Raw genomic sequence first — 19833 nt, forward strand, 5'->3', positions numbered from 1 at the left:
CATGTTGCCATCGACGATATGCCTTTTGGTGGTGTGGGCGCTTCCGGCATGGGCCATTATCACGGACACGAGGGTTTTCAGGCACTGTCCAAGGCAAAGTCGGTCTTTTCCAAAGGTCGCTTTAACAGTGTCCGGCTGGTATTCCCTCCCTATAACAGCTGGCTGAAGAAGAGGATGATAAAATTCCTGTCTGGCTCCTGATCATTCTGGCCCGGACTGTCATTCGATAGTCCGGAATACTTCTCGTGCTCAAAGTCCTTGAAAATAACAATTTATCACCTAATTACGCTGTTTTGACTCAGGTAGTTTGTCACCTTTGATTGATTTCGATACCATTCTGCCTTCGTTATCCATAGATTGAAGAACTCTGTTTTAACCATTTTCAGTCTGTAATGGGCAGATCAGGACGCACAGTCCTTCACTACAGGCATCTGTGAAGTCATAGAGTTTTCGGAATAATGACCTTGGCAAACTGTGGTCAACCGGGCTCAGAGGCTTCCCCGGACATCAGCAGGAAATGCACTTCAATGAGCAAAGTAATCTACCCTGGCACTTTTGACCCTATCACCAAAGGCCATCTGGACCTGGTAGAACGGGCAGCAAGAATTTTTGATAACGTGGTCATTGCGGTAGCAGAAAGCCCTAAAAAGAAGCCTCTGTTTGATCTGACCAAACGTGTTGAGCTGGCAGAAGAGGTCACAGCTCACCTTGATAATGTTTCGGTAACAGGTTTCAGCTCCCTGCTGGCTCACTTTCTGGAAGAGCAGAAAGCGACTGTGATTCTGCGTGGCCTGAGGGCCGTATCCGACTTCGAATACGAATTCCAGATGGCCAACATGAACCGGATTCTGGCACCAAAAGTAGAGAGCTTGTTTCTGACACCTGCCGAGCAATACTCCTATATTTCTTCTACGCTGGTACGGGAGATAGCCTCACTGGGTGGAGATATCGACAAGTTCGTCTCCCCCTGTGTTCAGGAAGCCCTGAAGGACAAATTTGGCCCACAAGCCCGGTAGCTGATGGTGCACCCTGAGCCTGGCGCCTGAGCTGAAACGCTCACGCGGAACTGGAGATTACGTCATGTCCCTGATCATTACTGATGACTGCATTAACTGCGATGTCTGTGAGCCGGAGTGCCCGAACAGTGCGATCTCTCCCGGGGAAGAGATTTACGAGATCGACGCCAACCTGTGCACGGAATGTGTAGGTCACTACGACGAGCCACAATGCCAACAGGTTTGCCCGGTCGATTGCATCCCCAAAGACCCCGATAATGAAGAGTCGCACGATGAATTGATGGAAAAGTATTTGATTATTACGGCGGCGGCCTGATCATTACTTTTTTCATTACTCATGATTCTCTACAGGAGTCTGCCTGCAGGCAGGCTCCTAACTCAAAAACGCCCCACTCTGGTACTCCCGAACCGCCTGCATCACTTCTTCGCGACTGTTCATAACAAAAGGTCCATACTGCACAACAGGCTCATTCAATGGTTTACCCGCCAGTATCAGAAAGCCAGCTTGACTTTCAGTACCCAATTCAAGTCCGTCACCTTGCGCGAAAACCGCCAGTTCTGATTGACTGATGACCTGACCTGTGGATGCCTGAAGTTTTACCTGACCTTCATAGACGTAGACCATCAGTTTTTTGTCACCTATGGGTAGCTTGATAGTGCTGCCCGCTTTCAGCGATACATCCAATAACAGCGCATCCGTTACCTCTCTTTTCAGTGGTGCGGATAATTGACGACCATCAATCTCTACTTCACCCAGCAGCAATCTGGCAGACCAACCTTCAAACGACAGTACAGGGAAATTCTCCACACTGATATCAAGATACTCAGGATCACTCATTTTCCGGGCTGCGGGCATATTCAACCAGATCTGGAAACCATGCAGCTGATCATTTTCAAGAACAGGCATCTCTGAATGAACGATTCCCTTTCCAGACTTCATCCACTGAACACCACCTGACTTTATAGACCTTTGGTTACCCAGATGATCTTCATGCCTGAATCCTCCCATTTTCATATACGACACCGTCTCGATGCCTCGGTGAGGATGAGCCGGAAATCCGGCACCCAGGTCGCCAGAGCCGTCAGCTCTGATTTCGTCCAGCATCAAAAAGGGATCCATGAGCTTATGCTGCCCTGACCCCATGACTCTCTTGAGTTTCACTCCGGCTCCGTCTGAAGCCGGACGGGCGGGTACGAGTTCGATCAAACCTCTTGCTTGCATCACTTTATGCCACCAGTTGATCTATTCTTTCTGCAGCTTTACCCAGCGCGACTTCTCTTGCGTCGCCACTTTTGGCGAGCCCTTCTGCATAGATGAACTCGACATCCGTAATCCCGATAAAACCAAGGAAATGCTTGATCAGTGCGGTTTGTGTATCCATGGGTGTACCCTGATACTCACCCCCTCTGGCCGCCAGGATATAGGCCTTTTTGCCATTCAAAAGCCCCTGCGGTCCCTGTTCGGTGTAGCGGAAAGTGATGCCTGCCCGGGCAATATGGTCAAAGTAAGTCTTCAGGGTTGATGGCATGGTAAAGTTGTAGAGAGGCAATCCCAGCACCAGTACATCGGCTTCATTCAACTCTCTGATCAAACGATCTGACAAGCTGGCTATATACTTCTGGTTTTCATTGCGCTCTTCTTCTGACAGGCTGAAGCCTTGAAAACTTTCTGCTGTCAGGTGAGGAATCGGTTCTGACACCAGATCACGATAGATTACCTTTTCCACAGTGTGGTTCCGGGTGTATTTTTCAACAAACTGTCTGGCCAATTGCCCTGACTGTCCTTCTGAGCCAAACAGACTGGAATCGATTTGCAGGATGGTGCTCATAATGATCTCCGGTTTATTAGATTGCTTTGGTTAAGCTTAATTTAATATCGATTTTTACGAATAAAAAGCGCAAAATATCCCTTATAAATATCGAATTATTAGATCAAAAGTTCATCATCCATGGCCAAAGTCACCCTTGAACAATGGCGAATGCTCCATGCCGTCGTTGAACATGGCGGTTTCGCACAAGCCGCAGAAGCCCTTCACAAGAGCCAGTCAACCGTCAGCTATGCCGTAAATAAGCTGCAGCAGCAGCTTGATGTTGAAATACTGGTCATCAAAGGCAGGAAGGCAGAATTAACGGAAGCTGGAAAAGTGCTGATCAGGCGCTCCCGGTCCCTGCTGAAAGAGTCCGATGCGATCGAAAAGGTTGCTGACAGTCTGTCCCAAGACTGGGAAGGCCGCATCACACTGGGAGTTGATGTCATCTTTCCACCCCAGTTGCTCTCGACCTGTCTGAAAAGACTGTCATCAGAGTGCCAGCAAACCCATATTGAGCTGGTAGAAACGGCACTTTCAGGTACTACCGACATGTTGGCCACCGGTCAAGCAGACCTGGTGATCAGTGGCCTCGTGCCACAGGGTTTTATGGGAGAGCCTTTAATGAAAGTTACATTCAAGGCGGTTGCTCACAAGGATCACCCGTTGCACCAGCTAGACAGGCCTCTGAGCCTGGATGACCTCAGACAGCACCGCCAGATTGTCATCAGGGACTCGGGCATCAAAAGAGTGGATGCCGGATGGCTGGAAGCAACAGAACGCTGGACCGTCAGCCATATCAGCACATCGGTAAGAATGATTTCACAGGGGCTGGGGTTTGCCTGGCTGCCAACCGCTCACGTAGAGCAGGAAATGGACTCTGGTGTGTTGAAACCTTTAAACCTTAAGCCTCATGGCTCCCGACGCCACGAGATATACTTGATTTACACTGATCAGGATTATGCGGGGCCAGCCGTAAAGTCTCTGGCCAATATCCTTAAGGAAGTGTGTGCTGGCACAGATATGCCAGCACATTGACGAAACGGATACAACAAAGAATCAGAAAAGAGGCTCAGCCAATCTTTCGAAGCTCTCCCAGCTTGCCGTCCGATCCATAAGAGATTTCAAAAGTACCATGAACACCTTCACGGCTAACAAATTTGAGAAGGACGTCGTAGGGAATGCTCATGCTAAAACCCTCACGGGTATTGACCTGAACACGGTTCTTTTTGCCCTGATAATACTGTAATACCTGCTGAGAATTCAGACTGATAGAGAAGGTGGCCTTATTCATTCTGGACTCCATTCCTCATGTTCAATCAAGTGATATTGGCCGAAGGGCCATCTGGCTCAGAGCCAGTGACCAGATGTGTATCATTTTAGCAAAATCAACTCATTCAATAAGAATGTCCGGTCATTAAAAATAACCGGACTTCTTGCCTCAACAAAGGTCATTTACAGCTTACTGATTGGGTGGAGGAGGCATTAAACCTTCTGGCATTTCCATGTTGTTGGGCACCTGCATTTGCTGCATCACCTCGTTGATGGACTCTCTGATACTGGCAATCATCGCCTTGTAGCCTTCATCAAAGCCGCGATAGAAAGCCTGCTCAGTAGGTTCAACATCATCGCCTTCCTGCTTGTGAATAGCAGACTGCTTTCCTTCAGGGTTTTCGCCACTGAAGAAAGCTTCCATGGAAGTAGGAACGGTCAGAGCGACACGACCGCCGGCCATATAACCGTCAATAAAGCGCCCTCTCAGGAAAGGGTTATCGCTGCTGCCAACGCTGGCAATGCGATAGGCATCGTCAGCCTCACACCAGCGATCCTTATATTCACTGGCTTTTTCGCCGTCGCTGCAGTGGTATTCAATAATACCCAGAGCATCAACCACTTGCTGATACCCTGCACGATAGCCCGCTTCATCAGGCTTTTCAGCCCTTCCTTCCAAGGCCTCTCGAGAGACCTGACTGGTTTCAGCAAGGCGAGCATCGTTAACACCCTGACGGTAACCTTTCAGATAATTGCCAAAGTTGGCAACATTACCAGCCAGTGAACTCTTATCAAAGGCTCCACGTGCCTCACACCATGTCTGCTTGAGCGCATCAGTGGTATCAACAGTGGTACAATCATAAGCTTCTTCTTCAGCAACCGGACGGGCAGACTCTCCCGTTGATGGGGCTACCTTCGGACATTCCTGTTGCTTGCCGCAACCCTGAAGCAGTAAAAATAATAAAAAAACAGGTACGACACCTGCGTGCACTGACCTACGCATTCATTTCTCCTTCCCAAGGGGTACTTCTAATGTTCAACATGACAGAACTATTAGCTGCCAGGATTGTCATGTCTTAAGTTCCAGAGGCTCCTGACAAAATTCTGCGTTATTAATATCATTAGACGGAGCTGATTAAATATAGTTCAGAAAAATCGTTATTTTTCTTCTTTAGTTCCTGTGGATATATCAAGAGAAATTGTTGAATGAGCCGCAGGCTCCTTCAGCTGGCACAATTCCGTCCAGTCAGAGCCTTGTAAAGAAGCGACCAGCTGACCCCATTGTTCAAGAGAGCATGTCGTCCCACAGGACAGTGTCAGGGGTTCGTTATTCAATGAGGCTTGAACAGTCTTATTTGAGGCTGAAAAGCGCAGGGTCAACATACTGGTATAGGGAACATTGAACTCTCTCGGGCTTCCAAGAGCACTCAACAGAGCCAGTATATTGGTGTCACTGACCGCTAAAAGATAGAAGTACTCACAGGAAGTTTTGCCGTTTTCAAGACAGGTCTGATGCTGCTGATAGCGTTGATCAATAGCCTTCATAAGATGCTGGCTGGCCAGCTGAACCATACGCCTGTCTTTAACTATTTGAGCCATAAACCAATCTATCAGATCCAGAAGCTGCTGCTCATCCTGAGGACTCAGGAACTCTGGCAGAGGAATGTTGTGAAGCTTTCTGACATTCAATGCATCGGCAAGGCCTATAATGGCGTGAAGCGATGGTGCTCGCTGTTGCCCGGACTCTTTTGCCCAGAGCCTGATCTTGTCGAGCCCCAATTCTTCTAACTTCTTTTGCCACAAAGGGCTCTTTTGCATATCAGCGATCAGCGCTCTGAATCCAGTGCAGGATTGAGTAAATCCGAGCAGATAATCGTCTTGCGGTAGAGCAGCATAAACCGGTGGGACAATTGCAAACTCATTGCCTGAGCCTGTTTTCAGACTGTCAGGATAGATAGCCTGAAGCATCGTGGTGGCACACTGGATGGTTCTGTCCAGGCCCCGGGCCTGATGATAACTGAGCTCTGGGTTCCATCGGGAAGGAAAACCGGCAGGGAGTTGAGTGCGCCTGAAATGTTTACCCGCTTCATAACACTGTTTTAAACCAGTGTCTGTCATCTCACCGGGTCCGATAGGCCAGAGTTTGGGATTTAATGGACTACTTGGACTGCGATCCCCATGACGAACCAGTGTGACAACATAATCTTGATAGTCCCCAGACTCTGGCTGAGCCTGAACCAGAAGCGTCATTGAAAAACACAATACGCCCCAAACGAGAAGCCACTTTTTCATTCTATATTCCCGATTGATTAATTAAAGAATCAAACAACAGAGAATAGAAAGAAAAGTGACATCTGTTTAGAAAATATGAATGGATTGAAGTAAGTATCAGACGCCCATGGCATGTTTGATCAACATGTCTTTGACAAGAGGCAGGCTATTTGTCCACTTCAGTCCTGTATTCCTTAGCCAGCGAATACCGATATCGTCAGCGGCAAAGAGGTTTTGCAAGCCCTCCATGGATTTCATCATCAACAGATTACTACCCATCCTTTTGCGCTCATACCGATTCAGAATATGACTGGCAGAAAAATCATCGCCACGCTCAACCGCTCGCAAGATTTCTTCAGAGAGAACCTCCACATCCTGCAATCCAAGGTTCACACCCTGACCGGCCAGAGGATGAATGGTATGGGCCGCATCGCCTGCCAGCACAATTCGATTTCGATGATATTGGCGGGCATAGCGCTGCCTGAGAGGAAAGCGAAACCGGGGGTCGGCTGAAAGCACTTTCCCTAGTCTGGATTCAAAAGCAAGTTCTATAGCCTGACAAAAAGCCTCATCATCCAGAGACAGAACTTCATCGGCCTTATCTGGAACTAATGACCAAACAATAGAGCAGTAGTGCTTATCTCCCCGGCTGGGCAGAGGCAGAAACGCTAAAGGCCCGGTGTTCAGGAAGACCTGCCAGGCAGTGTCCCGATGATATTGCTCTGTTTCGACTGTGGTGACCACTGCATGATGGAGATAGTCCTTCTGATTGGAAGGAATACCCGACCGCTTCCTCAGAGTGGACTCGGCACCATCGGCAGCCACCAGCAGACGAGCTGCTATCTTTTCATTATCGAGCTGAACCTGACAGGGGTCACCCAACTCGTAGATAATGGTTGACTGACTGGGAAAGCACTCAATATCTGTTTGCGCCAACTGCTTCAGAAGCGCATGACGAATCACATCGTTCTCAACGATGCTTCCGAGCGTCTTGAAACCCACCGACCTGGCATCAAACGCGATCTCACCCGTTCCTTCGCTGTCCCAGACATACATGTGCTGATAGGGCATAACACGCTGAGAGGTCATAATATCCCATGCGCCCAGTCGCCGAAATAATCGGGAGGAGGCTTCAGTCAGGGCACTGACCCTGGGTGCGTAGGGACTGTCAGGAGAAAACGCCGGAGTCGAAAGCGACTGTTGATCAACCAACGCTATTTTCAAGTCTGCTTTTGACAGCGACAGAGCCAGAGACACCCCAACCATGCCACCACCGGCAATCACCAGATCAAATGACTTCAACCGAGATCTCCTCCTGATACTGTTTTTTTCGTGTTCATGGCTTTTGAGGATTAGAAACCCATCGCCTTTCTGGCAAACCGACCTTTTAATTCCCGGCTCATATCCAGACAGCTTAAGCCAAGGTTTCTGGCCAGAATCACCGGCAGCTCCTGTCGGGAAAACAATTTCACCAGACCGTCACAGAAGTCCAAAGTCATCTTCTGATCGCTCTTCTGTTCTTCGACATATTGAAGCAAACGGGACAGACTGCCCGGGGCAATAGCCTGTCTGAGCGACTCAGTAATATTCCCGGCCAGGGCCATTGTATCCCTGATGGCCAGATTATATCCCTGACCTGCGACAGGGTGCATAGAGTGAGCTGCATTACCCAGAACGACCAGACCAGGCCTGACTTGCTCACGGGCAACGCTGAGAGTCAGAGGATAACTTTCACGCATCCCGACTTTGGTAAACCCGCCAGCACGATAACCAAATTTTTCCTGCAAAGTGGACAGGAAAGTTTCATCATCCATAGAAATTCTGTCGTCTATTTCATCAGTAGGCACAGTCCAGACCAGTGCTGAACGATCAGCACAGAGAGGAAGCAAAGCCATGGGCCCTCTTCCGGCAAATCGTTCATAGGCTACTCCGTTGTGCGGCTTATCAAGGGAAACATTGGCAACCAGTGCATGTTGTTCGTAGTCATAGTGTTTACGTGAAATACCCAGTTTTTCCATCAACCGGGAACGACCTCCATCGGCAAGGACCACCAGAGATGCCACTTTCTCAACAAATTCTTCCCTCTGCCTGATAACCACTTTCATTTCTGAGTCAGGCAAAGGCTGTAAAGATTGAACCTGTGCCGGACTCAAGACTTCAACCCTCCCCTGATCACGATAACTTTTCAGTCTTTTGAGCAGCACTTCACCCAGTCGATAATTTTCAACCACATACCCCAGGGCAGGTACGCTTTCTTGCTGATGATTAAGACGGGTGGCACCAAAATGCCCTCGATCAGAGACCTGAATATCCAGAATAGCTGTGGCAAACGGATCCAGATCAGGCCAGAGTCCGAGTTCATCGTAGATCAGCCGGGTACCATAAGAGAGTGCCGAGGCTCTGGCATCATAGCTGGGTGGAGAGTTGGGTGGAGCGTTGGTCGGTGTATCCCCTGCTTCATCGATTGCGTGCGTCTCAACCATCGCTACTTTCAGCCCATGTTGATTGATCGCAGACTCCAGAGCACACAGCAGACTGGCACCCACCAGCCCACCACCAATGATCAGGACATCATACTTCCCGGTCATCTCTCTCTCCTTTCTACGGTGAAAACACTCATCGCTAAACAGAACAACGGTAGTCTTTGCGATGTCAATGAATGGTTTTTGTGTTGCGCTTTTTCGATTTTTCCGGGACGGCCACCGCTGAAAAAATGGTTAAAAGATTCATTCGAACGTACTCACTGACTTCTATAAACAAACGTTCAGACTCATCACTGTCATCCGCTTCAGGCTGGATCTGGGCAATTTCCGAGAAATCTCCCAGAACCCCTTCTACTTCCTGACTCAGTGGCTTGCTTCCAATGACTTCGCCGAATCCGAACAGAAATCCCTGACACCAATAACCCAACGCTTCAGTTCTTTGCTCCAGGGCTTCGTCGTCATCAGGCAGAAGCAGAGCAATAGAAAAGTCTGATTGATCCAGCTTCTGCAATGTTCCCTGATACATGCGCAGCAGGAGATCCTGGAAACGGCTGTCCAACTCCTGATCATCCAACATAGCAGATACTTGACGGAACCAGGTTTCTACGCCGGGCTGACTGCCCGCAGCAAACGTGCCACAGAGAATACCATGAAGTTCAGAAGGATGACTGTCACCGCCCAGCTCAACCAGACGATCAGCCAACTCATTAAAGGCGACAACGTCTGAGGCCGCATCACTATTTGTCATTACAATTACCTTGAAAGCCTTACTGGAAAGAACCCATTGATCATGGAACAACCAATCAATAACAGGGTGGATTGAAAACCAGATCCCAGAGGCTCTGTGAAAACCCGATGGTGTGTGAGTGTATCAGATTTATCGTTTGGGCAAATCGCAAAGGCATTGTTCTGTGTACTTACAGCCGCTATAGTAGATCCAATAGCACGGTTCCGGAACCTATGAACGACCACGAACTCGCAACCCTGAACCAGAAAATTGACGATCTGGTAGCCATCAGCCTGAAACTGAAAAAAGAAAACCGCTTACTGCGCGCCAAGGAGCACACCTGGCTGGCAGAGCGCGCGAAACTGATGGAGAAGAATGATGTCGCACGCAGCAAGGTCGAAGCCATGATCAACCGCCTGCGCACTCTGGAGCATGAATCCTAATGGACAGTCCATCCACCACCACCGTCAGTATTCTGGACAAGGAATACCTGGTCAGCTGCCCCAAACAGGAAGAAGCTAATCTTCATCAGGCAGCTCAGCATTTAAACGAACAAATGAGACAAATCCGTGCGGGTGGCGTAATTGGTACAGAGCGTATCGCAGTCATGGCAGCATTGAACATCAGCTATGAACTGCTTCAGAGCAGGCAGCAAAGCCTGACCGACAATTCAGATGCTCAGAAACAGATCAAACAGATGCTTGGCAAGCTGGATCAGGCGCTAATGCTAATCGAAAGCTAAATCCACTGACCCCCTGGCCTGAAGAGCCATCGTTGGTAAAAAACCAATGGAGCTATCGGTCAAAAGATCAATAGCAAAAAAAACCTACAGACTTGTACCTCAGAACCGATATAATCCCGGTCAAGTCTCCCTGGCCTGTTTGCCAGTCATTAAAGACCCGGGCTGATAATACCATACCGGGGATTCCTCGTTGATGCTGGAGCGCAGGTCCACCTTGCAGTGGAAAGCCCGATTCATCACAGCAATCCCCACCGTTGCTTTAACAGCAACGGGCTTACGTGGCAGCGGCAGCTTGGGGAGACTTACTATCATTCAGTACTTGTCGTCTTATTACCTCTCAAACACCCATAAAACGCATCAGTATTGGCAGGCAGTGAAGTATTCCGCAGAATGAAAGAGAAAAAAAGCCGATACACTGTGACCGGCTTTTTGGGAAGACGTATTTCAGAAAAAGTCAGGACTTTTCTTTTGGTTTCACGTATAACACCAGATTGTGGTCAACAATCTCGTAACCGTGCTTGTCGGCAATCTCCTTTTGACGACGCTCAATATCTTCATCGATAAACTCAATGATCTCACCGCTTTCCATACAAACCATATGATCGTGATGTTCACCCCTTGCCAGCTCGAACACGGAGTGCCCACTGTCAAAGTTGTGCCTGATGACCAGACCGGCCCCTTCAAACTGGGTCAGCACCCGGTAGACGGTGGCCAGACCGACATCTTCTTCTGCATCAAGGAGAGCCTTGTAGACATCCTCGGCACTCATATGAAGGCCCTGAGAGCTTTCAAGAATCTGAAGAATTTTGACACGAGGCAGCGTGACCTTCAGACCCGCTTTGCGCAACTCTTGATTTTCCAACACGTTTACCTAACCCTTAGCATTTAGCAGGTAATCCCTGCTATTATCACATTTTTAAGCCGAACATTCATTTTCGAAGAAGATAGTGGAAGTCTGAAACCGATGCAAAAACGTCCAGCCCTGACCACAATTTTTCTCGCTGCCGCTGCTCTCCTGGCTGGGTGTGCCAGTTCAACAGACGGTGGCTCCAAACTCATCAGCTTCCCCGGTGTTTACAAGGTCGACATCCAGCAGGGTAATGTCATTACTCAGGAAATGGTAGACCAGCTCCGTCCGGGAATGACCCGTAACCAAGTCCAGTATGTTATGGGCACCCCCCTTATGGAGGACACCTTCAATCGGGATCGCTGGGACTATATTTCCAGCCTTCAGCCCGGTGGCGAACAGCGCACCCAACAAACCCTCACCATCTTCTTCAAAGACGACAGGCTTTCCTCTATTGAAGGAGACTTTCGTCCCGGTACAGGGGTAACACCTTAAACAGCTCTGCTGACTGCAAAGCAGTTCACCCTCAGGATGCAACTGCTTCTTTCTTGAGTTTTGCTTTCTCTGCACGCATCTTGCGTACTTCTTTCGGATCAGCAATCAGCGGGCGATAGATTTCTATCCGGTCACCCTCTCTCACAGCCTGATCGGTCGGCCTGATAACTGCCTTGCCAAAAATGCCCAGTTTAACAGAGTCCCAATCAATCTCAGAAAAGATCGACTTCATGCCAGATTGTCTGGCGGCATCAAGTACTGATGTACCTTCTTTAACCTCAAGGGTCAGAATCCGGTAATCATCCGGCAGGGCGTAAGCCACTTCAATACTGACTCTGGAGTGTTCTTCCGGCTCGGACCGGCTATTGTTTTCAGCCATAAAGCTGCTCCGCTCTCTGACAGAAGGCGTCAACCATTTTATTCATTGCCTTGTTGAACACTGCACCGACTGTAGCTCTCAGCAATGGGTTGGATATTTCGAAATCCAGCTCCAGTGACACCTTGCAGCCTCCATGACCCAGCGGCTTGAATGTCCAGACCCCATTCAGCTTTGAAAAGGGCCCCTTCAGCAATGACATTTCAATAGACTGGTTTTCCACCATTCGGTTCCTTGTGGAAAACTCATAGCCCAGGTTTCCTTTGGACAGCTCAAGAGCGGCTTCCAATACCTCTCCTTCCTGCCTGAGTATTTTGGCTCCTGAACACCAGGGCAAAAACTGAGGATAACCTTCAACATCAGCCACCAGTGGATACATTTTTTCTACTGGCTGCATGATCAGGGCTGAACGGGAAACTCTTGGCATGACGCAGTGCAAATTTATAAGACAAGGGCCAGCGAGCATAACATATTGTGAAAGCTATTGCCTTCAGAGCCGTACAGGGAAAATACTCGGGGCTCGCAATGCCGCGGAGGAGGAGCGTAGCTTAAAGGCTACGCCCTATACCGATTATGATTTAAATGAGCTCAAATCATTTCAGCGCTGTGTACAGAATCAAAGCTACCGCTACAGGCACAATAAAACGGATCGCAAAGCGCCACAGATTGATCAGACCTACACTCATAGCCATTTCGTTGGACATAACAGAACGCTTCAGAACCCAGCCAGCAAAGATCGCTGTCAGAGCACCACCCAGAGGCAACAGCAAGACGCTGGTCATGTAATCGGCCAGATCAAAGATGGTCTTGTCGAAGAACTTGACGTCAGCCCAGATGTTAAAGGAGAACACAGAGCCCAGACCTACCAGCCAGATAGCACCACCGATCAGCCAGGTCGCCAGTACACGATTGATGCCGAAGCGCTCAGTCACCCAGGCCAGAGAAGGTTCAATAAGGGAGATGGCTGAACTCAGGGCAGCGATACTGACCAGCATGAAGAATATGAAGCCCAGAATCGATCCGCCGGTGATATTGGCGAAAGCAGAGGTCAGGGAAACAAACAGCAGACCGGGCCCGGCAGAAGGTTCAAGACCATGAGCGTAAACAATCGGGAACACGATCAGGCCAGAGATGATGGCCATCAGAGTATCGAGGAATGCAACATTCACTGCGGTACGTGGAATAGAGTTGTTGGCGGGCATGTAGGCACCGTATGCCATCAGGGCACACATCCCCAGACTCAAGGTAAAGAAGGCCTGACCCATAGCCGCTACAACTGCTTCGCCGGTAATCTTGCTGAAATCCACATCGAACATGAAGTGGAAACCACGCATGAATTCACCGGTAACCAAAACACTGTAACCCAGCATGGCAAACAGCAGCAGGAACAGGGTTGGCATCATAACCTGCAGACCTTTTTCCAGACCTTTATGAACACCACGAGCGGTGATCAGTACTGTGACCACCATAAACAGGGTGTGCCATAAAATTTGTCTTGGTGCAGAGGCAGTCAGAGCTTCAAACTCACCACCAATCTGATCAGCCGTCATACCATTGAAAACACCTGTCAGAAGATCCCAGGCGTATGACAGCGCCCAGCCAGCCACCACACTGTAAAAGGTCAGAATAATGAAACCGGTGGCCATACCCATCCAGCCAATCACTTCCCAGCCACGGAACACTCCTGCATCACTGGTCAATTTACGGATAGCATTCAGTGGGCTAAGGCGAGCCGAACGACCAATGGCCGTTTCAGCCATCAACAACGGTATACCTACCAGCGCGATACACAGCAGATAAACCAATACGAAGGCGCCACCACCGTATTGGCCAGCAATGTACGGGAATTTCCAGATATTACCCAGACCAATGGCAGATCCGGCGGCAGCCAGCATAAATGTCCAACGGTTGTTCCAGGTTTTGCGCGCGGTTGTCGGGTTTTGTCCTGACATGAGACTCCTCAATGATGTACAGCAAAATTCTTATCGAGTGAAACCTTCATGCAGAGTGCTGCAAAGATACTTCGAACAACACTGCATTTTATTGCAAGCCGCCCGGGCTATTCAGTCTCGAATCAGACAATCAGGAAAAGGAGCTCAAACGACAACCAGCTTGAAGAAGAGAGTAGAGTCATTATTACAGCCAGGGGCACAAATAACAGCCCACTCAACACCGAATAAAGCAGCTACCATAAAGCTTTCACTGGAGCATGAGGGCGACGCTGAGCATTGTATCGGTTTCATTTCTCACCTCAACCACTTTTTCCTACAATCACCACAAAAAAAGAAATATCCCCCAAAATAATTTACAACCCAGAACATTTAACCTAAAGAAAAGAAGCCCTGAACAAATACGAAAAACCGTCAGGAGCCTGAATGAGTAACTGTCATAAGCAACGACTGGTTTTATACGCTATCCACGTTATAATCCGCGCATGGCTAAAAGATCGAAAAAAAGCGGTAAAGGCGACTCTTCCATTGTCGTCAACAAAAAAGCCCGTCATGACTACCACATTGATGAGTCATTTGAAGCAGGGCTTTCACTGGCAGGCTGGGAAGTCAAGAGCCTTCGCATGGGTAAAGTGCAACTGGTTGACAGCTACGTTCTACTCAAAGATGGCGAAGCCTGGTTGATTGGTGCCCAGATAACACCACTGGATACAGCATCCACCCATGTGATGGCTGATCCTCTGCGCGACCGGAAACTGCTGTTGCACAGAAGAGAGTTAGCCAAGCTGTTCTCGGAGACTCAACAGAAAGGTCATACTTGTATCGCTACCAAGCTGTACTGGAAAGGTCATCTGGTCAAATGCCAGGTAGCCCTTGCCCGTGGTAAGAAAGAGTTCGACAAGCGTGCTGCCACTAAAGAGCGCGAATGGAATATCGAAAAGCAGCGGGTTATGCACCGAGGCTAACTACATGACAGATGTCTTTTTATAAGCATCCCGGGTATAAATAACGGGTTGACTTCTATGCCACTTTTTGAATAATTAGTCTCAGGTTTCTCTGGGGGCGATCTGGATTCGACGACGGTTACGAAACCTTAGGTGCATGTCGAGAATGTAGTGATTCTCGTAAATCAAAACACTACAACCTTTTAGTTGCTAACGAAGACAACTTCCAAGGAGCTATGGCAGCTTAATACCTGCCTCCTCCCGGTCACTCCGACTTGCCTGTTGGCTGGAAATGACCGCTATTGAAAACAGGATCGCCTTGATGTCTGCCTGGGGCTGACAGGTTAAACTTTTCAGGATCGCGCAGTGTCACCCTGACCGTTGGGTCGTTCTGCGTTAGCCTAAAAACGGAATCTAAACATGTAGAGCCGAAGGCGGAGAATCGGCGGACGCGGGTTCAATTCCCGCCGCCTCCACCAGCTTGCAAACAGCCCTGATGAGCCCTCAGAAGCCATCAGGGCTTTTTATTAACCCTCAATTCTAATAGCAGAATTTCATGGCAATGGTTTTTCTCACTTGCCTTCAAACCAGTGATCTTGACGATGCAAGACAGAGTCAACCCATACTCCCGAAGGATTCTACTTTGGCGTAGCTGTGTAGTGTTTCGTATCGGTCCGATTTTCTGCAAGCCCTGTCCTCACTGTTCTATTTTTCCTGCCCGGGGCGATTCATATCCAGCAAATCAATATTCATTTTCATCCACAGCAGAGTAGCGGCCAGATTAACATTGTTACGACAGGTTCCATCATTGACGGTTAACAGGCCCCGAGTCTCGTCGATTATCTGATTCACCTCCTTTTGGCATTCTTCAGGAAAATTCTCCAACAACCGCTCCAGGTTTTGCTGCCCTTGAGTCAGATGTGCAAACCTCGAAGGAAACTGGCACAACTGATGCAACTTAACCAAATCTGACTCCAGCCCTGATTTCTGCCAGGTTCCGAGAGACATAAGAATTAAGAAGTCCAGGTCATACGTATCAAAGGCAGACTTGTCCAGTGTTTCGGCATAGTTCGTGCGCTCACCATTGATGACCAATTGCCCGGGTTGTTCAGACCCCTCCAGGTACATTATTTGCGAATAAAAGCTCAACATATTGTCTTTGGTAAGAGGTTCTTCATCCGCATAATAACCGTTTTCGGACAACACAGGGGACTCCAACAATGTTTCCAGATCGTGCAACGCAAATGACTCACAGCCAAAACCACCGGCTTGTCGAGGAGGCAGAAAGAAAAACTGGGAATCAGTAAAACCGTGATACTTTATCGCCAGTATTAACGCCAAACCGACAAAATGCGGCAGGGGTGAATAAGTTTTGTCTGCATGGTACTGCTTAAAAACAGTTAAACTATCAGCAAAAAAAACCTGAAAATGCCCCCTGCTATTTCTCCTGATAGAAACAACACTAACGTGACCTGTTTTAACCTGAAAAATATAGTTTTTTGGTTTTTGTGCTGCCATTAATGGCAACTGGGTTACAAATAACGAAACCAACTGGTGAAGACACTGTGGAAAACCAAGATAAGCATGCATGAGCCTTATAATCTCCGGGCTGGCAGCATCCAGAACCCTGTCAAGCAGCTCGTATTTGGGCAGCCCTTCAGGTAACTCAAGGTCAGGAAGTACTGCTTTGGCAAATGATCTGATATAAATTTCTGGCACTCTCTTAAACTCGGGATACTCAAGTAAAATATGCGTCATTTCACCTGTTTCCAGCTTTTCGGGAAAATAAAGCTCAAGTAGTTTCAGAACCCCTTTCCAACGGTATTCCGAGTTCTCCAGGGAGCCCTTTTCTTCTAAAATACCGGGATTCTGCTCATACAACTCTCGCAATTCTGCCTTAAAATCATCAATATTTTTTTTCTGATCCATCGTTTTCAATGACTTTTCAGCGGCCTTCAGTATTTCTTTCAGTTTTTCAAGATGCCTGGCACGACTCTCATCGTTTCCAGAAGCCGTTGCTGCACCAGTGCCAGAGGAACCTGAAGAGCCAGAACCACCTTGCCTTTTATGAGGCTGTTTTTTATGAGGCTGTTTTTCGCTTTGTCGCCCCTGCTTCGATGACTGAGATTGACTGCCCGTTTTGGTCTGTTTCTTGTTTTCATTACCATAGAGGTTCAACTCAAACGAATAGCCAGTAAAAACTGTTCCTTTGTCTGGCTGTAGTCCTTCCCCTTCAGAAACAGGGGAACTGATTGTCAAACCTTTTTTTCCTTTCTCTAACAGTAACAACGGAACAACCTTAGACTGAGGCAAACGAATGCGGTCAGATAAAAAAGAAGAAAGAATCACATCGGCACCGCCGCCAGAAACCAATGATGAAGCGTAAGGAATTGCAGCCTGGCTGCCAGCTGACAAAAAAATGCTAGCCAAAATAAAGACACAACACATGCTCTTCATAGTAAATAACCAAGCTCAAATAAAGATATCAAATAGATACAAAAACATCATTCTAGACAAAAAACTTGGATTTACCTGAAATTGGGATAGATTATTTCGTCTAAAGCAATGAATCGGCTCAATATATACGGCATCACTCGTCTTAATATTGAGAATGCCGTATGTAAACTCTTAAGAGGTGTTTTCAGAACCGACCAAAGCCTTGACAGATAATCAAAGACAACCGCTATTCGATTTTGGATACCACTGATTTTCAACGGTGCTTTATCAATTTTTATATACCTGACCAGTTGGTTTCGCTAACTGCTCAAATTCACTTTTTGCAGATAGGTAACCGGGCGCATCAGGAGCAAAATAGAGTTCATCAAATAACTTATTGGTTGCAATATCTGCCCATTGCCCAGATGTATATTCTTCTGGAAACCTTGATTCACTATTAGTTTCAGTGACAGTGAATAACACATCACCCTTGTAATAAACAGGATAATAAGTATCGCTACTACCATCACAGCATCCACAGGGGTCCCTTCCGTCACTCACTTCTTCACCTACTGAAATATCGCAGGGTTGAAGATATTTAAGTAATTGAATGGCATTCTCGAATACCTGAATATCCGGGTTAGGTGTTGTCGCGCCAAAATGCACATCGTTTTCAGTCAGAATTCCTTGTAAATAAATCATGTGCTCTATGACGCCTGGCACAACCTCATTAGCCTGCGATCGTGAGGGCTGTGTTTTTGCCATCGCATGCTGAGTGGTGTGGTCTGTTGAACTTTCTATGGGATTTTCTATAGAATTCGGCGGCTCTTCAGCTGACTCTGTACTATTGGATAATTTTCGGAATTTACACACGCCATGACAGGAATCGACGTAACACTCTAAACCCAAAGTATGCTGCTCTTGTTCAAAACCTTCGTTATCACGGCCAGAACCAGAAGACAGGCGTCTTTTGACAGAGCCTCTAACATGGGCAGTTGCCCCCGGGGTTTGCTGACCGGATGATTCTGATGGTGGGTTTTGTTGGTCACTTTGTTGCTGGCTTTGTCCGGGGAGCATCATAGTGTTGATCGCAAACGGATCATCCTGACTTGCCTTCAGTTGATCCCTCGGGTTAAACATTACTGAATCAGGGTTCCAATAGCTTTTTATGAGCCAGCCGACTGCGACAAACGCCTCTTCGGGTATCCATGAATAAGTTTTGCCGCTCAGAGCGGCGTCATGTGTAGTCAGGAACAGTTCATAAGCCACCAGCAGATTGGTGGCGTAAAGCAACTGCCACGAAATGGACTCAATAAAGGTCGTTTTTAAAGTGTAACCATCAAGCCTGTGTGATTTGTCATCAGACGGCAAAACTGCCCATGCATAGTCGTTTGTGTCGGCAAGGTGTGTCGGATTGCCCAACAACGAATTCAGGTTGTGCTTTATAGAAAAGCTCTCACTGGTCTGTTTATGCTCGACAACAAAATGTCTTGTCAACGATTCTGCCCGACAAACGACAGACGACAAAAGAAGCGACAGCAGCACAACAAAAAATGATCGTCTCATTATTCTATTCATCCATTCTTGTTTTATAGTGAATAAATACAGGTCAGTAAAGTAATAGACCAGAAAGGTGCTAAATCAAAAAAACAAGCATACTTTTCTCTCACAAACCTTAGGCTGCACTTATTGTTTGAATTCAGCATCACTCCCTTTCTGGAGGTCTGACACCCAAATTATGCAGTCAGGTTAATCACACTTATTTCACTTTACCCTTTCTTAATTTACCCTTTCTTAATTTACTCTCTTTAGGACTGAGTTCATTATCCTGGCCCACACAAAAGCGCATGCGTTTTCGATGTCTCATTTTGTGATCTGCCAGAGCCTGAGCATGCTTGCAGATCTTCCCGCATGGTTGCTCCTGACCATCCTCCCCGATCACTGTCATGTCACAGGTTTTTTGCCCGGTGTGAATTTTGCCTTTGTGAGATGACAGAGATAGAACATTCTTGAAGACTTTCCCGCATGGCCGCAACTGGCCATAATTCCCGACTATTGAAAGGTCACAGGTTTGTTTCCCGGTGTGAGCGATTCTTTTGTGACTCGACAGGGCGCGACTATTCTTACAGACCTTCCCGCATGGCTCCTTCCTGCCATCCTCCCTGAAAACGTTAACGTCACAGATTTTTTGCCCGGTGTGAACTTTGCTTTTGTGAGAAAACAGAGCCAGATCATTCTTGAAGACTTTCCCGCAAGGCCGTTGCAGACCATCCTCCCCGAACTCGCTTACGTCACAGATTTGTTGTTCGGAGTGGTATCTGTATTTGTGATTCGCCAGGGCATAAGTATTCTTGCAGACCATTCCGCATGGCTGTTGCTGACCATCCTTCCCAATCACTATCCAGTTACAGATTTTTTGTCCAGAATGGTATGCGTTTTTGTGAGTCAATAGAGATTTAGCATTCTT

The 19833-nt window shown here is 47.8% G+C and carries 22 protein-coding genes, 2 other RNA genes and 1 pseudogene; 10 read left to right on the forward strand and 15 right to left on the reverse strand.

Annotated features, from left to right (window positions below):
• The 3 genes and pseudogenes from KDK19_RS03985 to KDK19_RS03995 all read left to right on the forward strand — a co-directional run.
• Window positions 1–201 (forward strand): annotated as a pseudogene (locus tag KDK19_RS03985) (coniferyl-aldehyde dehydrogenase); the annotation flags it as partial.
• 326 nt (window positions 202–527) lie between these two features.
• Window positions 528–1016 (forward strand): pantetheine-phosphate adenylyltransferase, encoded by a 489-nt coding sequence (coaD, locus tag KDK19_RS03990; protein WP_257281039.1) that lies wholly within the window; start codon window positions 528–530, stop codon window positions 1014–1016.
• A 64-nt stretch (window positions 1017–1080) separates the two neighbouring features.
• Window positions 1081–1332, forward strand: coding sequence for a YfhL family 4Fe-4S dicluster ferredoxin (locus KDK19_RS03995; RefSeq protein ID WP_257281038.1), 252 nt, complete (start codon window positions 1081–1083; stop codon window positions 1330–1332).
• Window positions 1333–1389: 57 nt separating this feature from the next.
• Here the strand turns inward: KDK19_RS03995 and KDK19_RS04000 are convergent, their stop codons facing one another.
• Window positions 1390–2238: a pirin family protein gene (locus KDK19_RS04000; protein ID WP_257281037.1), complete on the reverse strand. Its 849-nt coding sequence runs from the start codon at window positions 2236–2238 to the stop codon at window positions 1390–1392.
• A gap of 4 nt (window positions 2239–2242) precedes the next feature.
• Window positions 2243–2845, reverse strand: a complete 603-nt coding sequence (locus tag KDK19_RS04005) for an FMN-dependent NADH-azoreductase (RefSeq protein ID WP_257281036.1) — start codon at window positions 2843–2845, stop codon at window positions 2243–2245.
• A 120-nt stretch (window positions 2846–2965) separates the two neighbouring features.
• On the opposite strand from KDK19_RS04005, the gene KDK19_RS04010 reads away from it, so the two are divergent.
• On the forward strand, window positions 2966–3862 hold the full coding sequence (locus tag KDK19_RS04010) for a LysR family transcriptional regulator (protein ID WP_257253848.1): 897 nt from the start codon (window positions 2966–2968) through the stop codon (window positions 3860–3862).
• A 34-nt stretch (window positions 3863–3896) separates the two neighbouring features.
• On the opposite strand, the gene KDK19_RS04015 is transcribed toward KDK19_RS04010, so the two are convergent.
• From KDK19_RS04015 to KDK19_RS04040, 6 genes are all read right to left on the reverse strand, one after another.
• Window positions 3897–4118 (reverse strand): DUF2835 domain-containing protein, encoded by a 222-nt coding sequence (locus tag KDK19_RS04015; RefSeq protein ID WP_257253845.1) that lies wholly within the window; start codon window positions 4116–4118, stop codon window positions 3897–3899.
• A gap of 168 nt (window positions 4119–4286) precedes the next feature.
• Window positions 4287–5099: a hypothetical protein gene (locus KDK19_RS04020; protein ID WP_257253844.1), complete on the reverse strand. Its 813-nt coding sequence runs from the start codon at window positions 5097–5099 to the stop codon at window positions 4287–4289.
• Between the two features lie 155 nt (window positions 5100–5254).
• Window positions 5255–6388, reverse strand: a complete 1134-nt coding sequence (locus KDK19_RS04025) for a histidine phosphatase family protein (protein WP_257288019.1) — start codon at window positions 6386–6388, stop codon at window positions 5255–5257.
• Between the two features lie 96 nt (window positions 6389–6484).
• The gene (locus KDK19_RS04030) at window positions 6485–7669 is read right to left on the reverse strand and encodes an FAD-dependent monooxygenase (RefSeq protein ID WP_257253841.1); all 1185 of its coding nucleotides are present in this window, start codon (window positions 7667–7669) and stop codon (window positions 6485–6487) included.
• Between the two features lie 50 nt (window positions 7670–7719).
• The gene (gene ubiH / locus KDK19_RS04035) at window positions 7720–8955 is read right to left on the reverse strand and encodes a 2-octaprenyl-6-methoxyphenyl hydroxylase (protein ID WP_257253840.1); all 1236 of its coding nucleotides are present in this window, start codon (window positions 8953–8955) and stop codon (window positions 7720–7722) included.
• A gap of 64 nt (window positions 8956–9019) precedes the next feature.
• Window positions 9020–9598 (reverse strand): UPF0149 family protein, encoded by a 579-nt coding sequence (locus KDK19_RS04040; protein WP_257253838.1) that lies wholly within the window; start codon window positions 9596–9598, stop codon window positions 9020–9022.
• A 212-nt stretch (window positions 9599–9810) separates the two neighbouring features.
• On the opposite strand from KDK19_RS04040, the gene KDK19_RS04045 reads away from it, so the two are divergent.
• From KDK19_RS04045 to ssrS, 3 genes are all read left to right on the forward strand, one after another.
• The gene (locus KDK19_RS04045; protein WP_257253837.1) at window positions 9811–10020 is read left to right on the forward strand and encodes a TIGR02449 family protein; all 210 of its coding nucleotides are present in this window, start codon (window positions 9811–9813) and stop codon (window positions 10018–10020) included.
• Window positions 10020–10319, forward strand: a complete 300-nt coding sequence (locus KDK19_RS04050) for a cell division protein ZapA (protein ID WP_257253836.1) — start codon at window positions 10020–10022, stop codon at window positions 10317–10319. The genes KDK19_RS04045 and KDK19_RS04050 overlap by 1 nt, the downstream gene beginning before the upstream one ends.
• A 124-nt stretch (window positions 10320–10443) precedes the next feature.
• A non-coding RNA gene (ssrS, locus tag KDK19_RS04055) (6S RNA) lies at window positions 10444–10622 on the forward strand.
• A 151-nt stretch (window positions 10623–10773) separates the two neighbouring features.
• Here the strand turns inward: ssrS and fur are convergent.
• Window positions 10774–11181, reverse strand: coding sequence for a ferric iron uptake transcriptional regulator (fur, locus tag KDK19_RS04060; protein WP_257253835.1), 408 nt, complete (start codon window positions 11179–11181; stop codon window positions 10774–10776).
• A gap of 102 nt (window positions 11182–11283) precedes the next feature.
• Between fur and KDK19_RS04065 the strand changes: the two genes are divergently transcribed.
• Complete coding sequence (locus KDK19_RS04065; RefSeq protein ID WP_257253834.1) at window positions 11284–11661, forward strand: outer membrane protein assembly factor BamE; 378 nt, start codon at window positions 11284–11286, stop codon at window positions 11659–11661.
• 31 nt (window positions 11662–11692) lie between these two features.
• On the opposite strand, the gene KDK19_RS04070 is transcribed toward KDK19_RS04065, so the two are convergent.
• From KDK19_RS04070 to KDK19_RS04080, 3 genes are all read right to left on the reverse strand, one after another.
• Complete coding sequence (locus KDK19_RS04070) at window positions 11693–12040, reverse strand: RnfH family protein (protein WP_257253832.1); 348 nt, start codon at window positions 12038–12040, stop codon at window positions 11693–11695.
• Window positions 12033–12464: a type II toxin-antitoxin system RatA family toxin gene (locus KDK19_RS04075; RefSeq protein ID WP_257253830.1), complete on the reverse strand. Its 432-nt coding sequence runs from the start codon at window positions 12462–12464 to the stop codon at window positions 12033–12035. The genes KDK19_RS04070 and KDK19_RS04075 overlap by 8 nt, the downstream gene beginning before the upstream one ends.
• Window positions 12465–12630: 166 nt before the next feature.
• Window positions 12631–13989, reverse strand: coding sequence for a sodium-dependent transporter (locus tag KDK19_RS04080; protein ID WP_257288017.1), 1359 nt, complete (start codon window positions 13987–13989; stop codon window positions 12631–12633).
• A 482-nt stretch (window positions 13990–14471) separates the two neighbouring features.
• On the opposite strand from KDK19_RS04080, the gene smpB reads away from it, so the two are divergent.
• Complete coding sequence (smpB, locus tag KDK19_RS04085) at window positions 14472–14951, forward strand: SsrA-binding protein SmpB (protein WP_257253827.1); 480 nt, start codon at window positions 14472–14474, stop codon at window positions 14949–14951.
• Between the two features lie 93 nt (window positions 14952–15044).
• Window positions 15045–15409: a transfer-messenger RNA gene (gene ssrA / locus KDK19_RS04090) on the forward strand.
• A gap of 226 nt (window positions 15410–15635) precedes the next feature.
• Here the strand turns inward: ssrA and KDK19_RS04095 are convergent.
• The 3 genes from KDK19_RS04095 to KDK19_RS04105 form a co-directional block, all read right to left on the reverse strand.
• Window positions 15636–17189: a hypothetical protein gene (locus KDK19_RS04095; RefSeq protein ID WP_257281028.1), complete on the reverse strand. Its 1554-nt coding sequence runs from the start codon at window positions 17187–17189 to the stop codon at window positions 15636–15638.
• A gap of 465 nt (window positions 17190–17654) precedes the next feature.
• Window positions 17655–18932 carry a hypothetical protein gene (locus KDK19_RS04100; RefSeq protein ID WP_257291385.1) on the reverse strand — a complete coding sequence of 426 codons (1278 nt, stop codon included), beginning with the start codon at window positions 18930–18932 and terminating at the stop codon, window positions 17655–17657.
• Between the two features lie 193 nt (window positions 18933–19125).
• Window positions 19126–19833: hypothetical protein (locus KDK19_RS04105; RefSeq protein WP_257288014.1), on the reverse strand; the 708-nt coding region annotated here is incomplete at its 5' end.

The sequence above is a fragment of the Endozoicomonas sp. ONNA1 genome (genome assembly GCF_024606325.1).
In the GTDB taxonomy this organism is placed as follows: Bacteria; Pseudomonadota; Gammaproteobacteria; order Pseudomonadales; family Endozoicomonadaceae; genus Endozoicomonas_A.